Annotated in this window: 5 protein-coding genes; all 5 read right to left on the bottom strand. The window is 47.3% G+C overall.

Annotation, left to right across the window (positions count from 1 at the left end):
• Positions 1-564, bottom strand: a 564-nt coding sequence (gene nadE / locus AC1DUA_RS24560) for an ammonia-dependent NAD(+) synthetase (RefSeq protein WP_477502258.1), incomplete at its 3' end; no start/stop codon positions are given.
• 63 nt (positions 565-627) lie between these two features.
• Entirely contained in the window at positions 628-1170 is a 543-nt protein-coding gene (locus tag AC1DUA_RS24555; protein WP_477502257.1) for a cysteine hydrolase family protein, read from the bottom strand.
• A gap of 70 nt (positions 1171-1240) precedes the next feature.
• The gene (locus AC1DUA_RS24550; protein WP_477502256.1) at positions 1241-2008 is read right to left on the bottom strand and encodes an NUDIX domain-containing protein; all 768 of its coding nucleotides are present in this window, start codon (positions 2006-2008) and stop codon (positions 1241-1243) included.
• Between the two features lie 112 nt (positions 2009-2120).
• Positions 2121-4193, bottom strand: coding sequence for a class I SAM-dependent methyltransferase (locus tag AC1DUA_RS24545; protein WP_477502255.1), 2073 nt, complete (start codon positions 4191-4193; stop codon positions 2121-2123).
• A gap of 52 nt (positions 4194-4245) precedes the next feature.
• On the bottom strand, positions 4246-4572 hold the full coding sequence (locus AC1DUA_RS24540) for an SPW repeat domain-containing protein (RefSeq protein ID WP_477502254.1): 327 nt from the start codon (positions 4570-4572) through the stop codon (positions 4246-4248).
• Positions 4573-4637: the final 65 nt, after the last annotated feature.

The following is a 4637-nucleotide window of genomic DNA, read 5'->3' as shown; positions in this document are numbered from 1 at the left end:
CCCATAAATAGGGGCCACATCGCAGGCGCCATCCCCATGTTTCGTATAAAATCCCGTAATGGCCTCAGCGGCGTGATCCGTCCCCAGTACCAAAAGCCCATAATGCGCAGCTAAATCATACTGCACCTTCATACGCTCGCGAGCCTTGACGTTCCCTTTATGAAAGTCGCTTAGCGTTTCGCCTGTCGCTTCCGCAAATTGCTGCACCGAGGCATCAACAGCTGGCTGAATATTGACAGTCACTACGCGGTTTGCCGCAATAAACTGAATGGCAGCCTGCGCGTCTTCTTCATCTTTTTGGATACCATAAGGCAGTCTAACCGCCATAAATTGATACGCGTCCTTACCGCTTTCTGCATTCAGTTCATCGATCGCCATTTGAGCTAGCTTGCCTGCTAATGTGGAGTCTTGGCCTCCGGACATGCCCAGCACGTAACCTTTGGCTCCCGTATATCGAAGATAATTTTTAAGAAACTGTGTACGGCGCTCTATTTCGTTCTCCGCGTTTATTTCATTTTGTACATGTAATATCGCTTGGATTTCAGCTTGTGAAGTATGTGGCATAGGGATCATCTCCTTAAACGTATTGGATTATCCTAGCATTCCTGTTAATGCGGCTGTTTCATACTACCAACCACGAACAACTTTAGCCCCAAGTGTGCTTTCAAAATGCTGCAAAGCCCATGCATGGCCTTGGCTGTTAAAGCTGGCAACCGCATCCTCATGCACCACGATGTCAAAGCCTTTATTGTAAGCATCCACCGCTGAGTGCAGCACGCAAATATCTGTGCATACGCCGATCAGATGCAGTTCCTGAATGCCTCTGGCCCTGAGCTTCAGCTCCAAATCCGTCCCGCAAAAGGCGCTATATCTGGTTTTATCCATCCAATGAATATCGCTTTCATGCTGCTCATACACGGTTTTCAACCGACCATATAAATAGCGTCCTATTGTGCCACGGATATTGTGCGGCGGGAACAGCTTCGTCTCCGGATGATACGGGTCCTGTTCATCGTGCAAATCCACTGCCATGACCACGAAATCCTGCTGCCTTACGAAGGCTTCCGTGATCTCACACATCCGCGTTTCAATGGCAATGCCAGGCTCACCGCAAGGAAGTTTCCCGTCAACGAAATCGACCGTATAGTCAATAATAATCAATGCTTTCATCTTAACCAACCCCTCCATTTAGTATATTTGATACTATTAATAAGACAATATCAATGGGTAAAAGAGAGGCCTAGCTGTATATAGACAGCTGAGGCACATAATCCGTGAAACGGTAGAGCTGGGCGGCACGTTGGGAATAACGATTTGACATTTTTGCTTGCCCGTTGTGATCCAGTACCTCTTCGATGATCCCTTTGCGGCTCTGCGTAGATGTAATTTTACGGATAAAATTACGTTCGTTGAAGGTCGGAACGACCGTCTGAATCACTTGATACAATTCGCTGATTGTGAATTCCTCGGATAAGAACTCTCTGGCGATCGTCGTCGTGAGCATCTTCGTCTGAATCTGTTCAAGCGCATCGCGAACGATGAATTCGTGGTCGAAAGCGAGATCCATCGCGAGTGCTTCTTCTACAGGAAACAGCCGAACATCTGCGGCATCATCCGCTGCCTGGCGCTTCTCCAGGAAGCGCTCATGCACTAGCGCGAAGAACGCGTGAGAGATGATCCATCCCCGAGGATCGCGCTTCGGCGCGCTGTACACGTTGAAATAGGCAAGGTGGACATCGGAAACTCCCGTCTCCTCCGTCAGTTCGCGACGCGCGCTCTCATGAATTGTTTCATTCTCGGACGAGAATCCGCCTGGAAGCGCCCATTGCCCTTCGAATGGCCACTGCTTTCTTTGAATGAGCAGCACTTGCAGCTCTCTGAGCGGGAGCGACTTCTTCACGGAATCCTTTCCTTCGGAAGTGATGGTGAAGATCACGATGTCGGCAGGCGCACCGTCTGGCGTGCGATATTTACTTGCCTGATAATTCGTTTCATTTTCTGCGTTCAAGGTGATCACCTGCTTGGCTGCGATAATTATATTGTCGTTTTGATATTTTCATTATGACATAATAAAATGACGCATGCAATAGTTTTTTGCCAGTACCCCAAAGTGCATCTGTCTATTTTTCAATAACAATTAAGCAAGTGCTGTCCGGCAGCGCAACCACGGTTCCACTTTCATCCAACAGGTTTACTTTACCCTTCAGCGCATCCGTGTATCCTTCCTGCAGGAAATGCCTGTTCTCAATAATTTTGGCCTCAGATCCCAGCGTACGATGGATAAAAGCTATGTATTCACTTGGTGTAAAATAGCCGAATTGTTCCTGCACTTCATGTACGTACGCTTCCTCGCCCCATGTATATGTGTAGAGAAACTCCATCGCATCATTCACTTGCATAACTACTTTATCCGCCCCAACAACCTCATATTTGATCTCTCGTCCAGCAAAATCCTTCGCATACCGCTCGAGATACGCCATTGCTCCATCCTGCAAAAAGTGAATCGTTCGCTTTTGCTCGGCAGGCTCCGTCATAATGCCATCACGAATCACGATTCTCCCGCCTGGCGAGAGAACATCATAAGCACTGCGCAGTGCCGCCGCAATGGTCGCATGGTTGAACTTGCTCCCTTCATAGGGGATGTAGGAATAGAGCTCATGGAGGATGGATGAAAAGATCACCGTGTCAATGGTTCCTTGCTCCACATACTGCTTCAAATCAAGCGCATCCCCTTTTAGAACCGTCCATCGATGGCCTTCCAGCTGCTTCTTGCGCTCCAGCGCTTCGATCACATTCGAGGAAATATCGATGCCAATAGGGTGCTTGTCCGGCAAATGTTCTTCAATAAGATCGAGCATGACACCGCCGCCTGGCCCGATATCGACAACACGCTTCCCTACGACGTAGTCCAGCATAAGTTTCTTATAATCCGCCGTTTGATTCATCGTCGTCAAGTAGTCTTCTTCATTATGAAAACGATCGTACGCGTCTCTCCGCAATTCAAACAGATCGAATAGCAGCAGTACGGCCTTTTCGTATAGCGGGGACTTCTCGGCTTCTACGCAAAACTCAATCAACTTCTCAGCAGCAGGGGAGAATTGGCATGTAAAAAACACTGTATCTGCAAGCTGAGGCTTCCGCTCAATGAGGTGCTTCAAGTGACCATTGCTCCACGCCAGTTTTCCTTTTGCTATTTCCCCCCAAGTCATCTCATCCACATATTTTTCAATCATTCGTTTCTTATATACGTTGACTTTCTTGCTGCCTTTGTAATCGTAATACAAGGTGTTCATGAAGGGCTCAAAGCTGATATGGCGGACCGAATCCCCTTCACGGGAAGATTCTTGGATGATCAGGAACACTTTAACCATCTGCATGAGCGTAAAATCCTGAAAAGCCGCTTCTACATACCACAAGGTTGTCGTTTCCAGAAATGCCCCTAAACCTTCTAATAGCTCTGGCGCTTCATCCAAAATCCTTTGGTAGTCCCGCTCGAAATTTTCACCTTTTCGAATAGAATTACTGCGTAATTTAGCCAATCTGTCTTTTAAAGAAATCTCAGGCTCCAATGTCCCTAGTAAGATCTTTTCAATCAACGCCTTCACTTGACTGCTGACCGAAAGCCATAGCTCTTCAGAGACCGCTGCAATGATGCACACATTCAATGCCAGAAGCAAGTCCCTCAACTCATCTACAGACAGCAAGCGATCTTCCAATAATTTGGTTATAGGAGCGTGTTCCCGCAGTGGAACTTCCCCTCGAATCGTCTGTCCAATGAGCCCATGCGTATAAATTAGAGTATGTATCACAGCTGTTTTATCGCTCAGTTTCCCGGCTTGAAGCTTATACAGTTGTGCGGAACCTTGATTATGTACATAGAGATGAATGCCTTGATCCTGCCACGTGAAGCGATCCCTCAAGGTACCACCTTTGGCAACCTCGGACCAAATTAATACTTCTTCCAACACTTCCTTCTTCCAGAAAGACAGCGCTAGCTTGTCCAATTTGAGCAGAGTGCGCTCTACATAATCAAGAACAGGGTTCGCCTGAGCCAGCTCCTGGATCGACTGAATGCGCTCGAAGTTCACGATGCGCTCTTCCGCCGATACCATATAGGTTAGCCATTTATGCTCAGAAGCTGCTGTGGTGTCCCCTGTTCGATAGTTGTATATCAGTTCTAATGAACGGAGCATATCTATGTGTTTCCTCCTATGGGAAGTTGTTACTTAACACCAGTATAATCGATCATTGCTCGTCGGCATACAGGTTCGCGTAATTGACGAGAATGGTCAGGAAACCAAGCACAACAAATAAGAAATAGGCCATCAACCCTACGTGGAACACATTCGGAAAGAGAATGAATAAAGCGCCAATCATCAAGCACAGCCAATTCTGCCAGACCCGCTTCCCTGTCTTGCCCAGAGCCAGCAGAGATCCCACGAATTGCACGCTTCCAAGCAGCACACAGGCAAAAAAAGCATTCGTCTGATCTTCAAATCCAAACACCCAGGGGCTGAGCAAAAACCAGAGTCCCATGCACGCTGACAATCCATTTTTTAAATACATGGTCATCTTCCACCTCCTACAAGTTTTGGCAACGTAAAAGGAGTACTTTTACGAGTTATAATAGTATACGC

The sequence above is a fragment of the Paenibacillus sp. 01T422 genome (assembly GCF_056398785.1).
The sequence above is the reverse complement of the archived record's forward strand: the minus strand, read 5'-3'. Positions and strand labels throughout refer to the sequence as shown.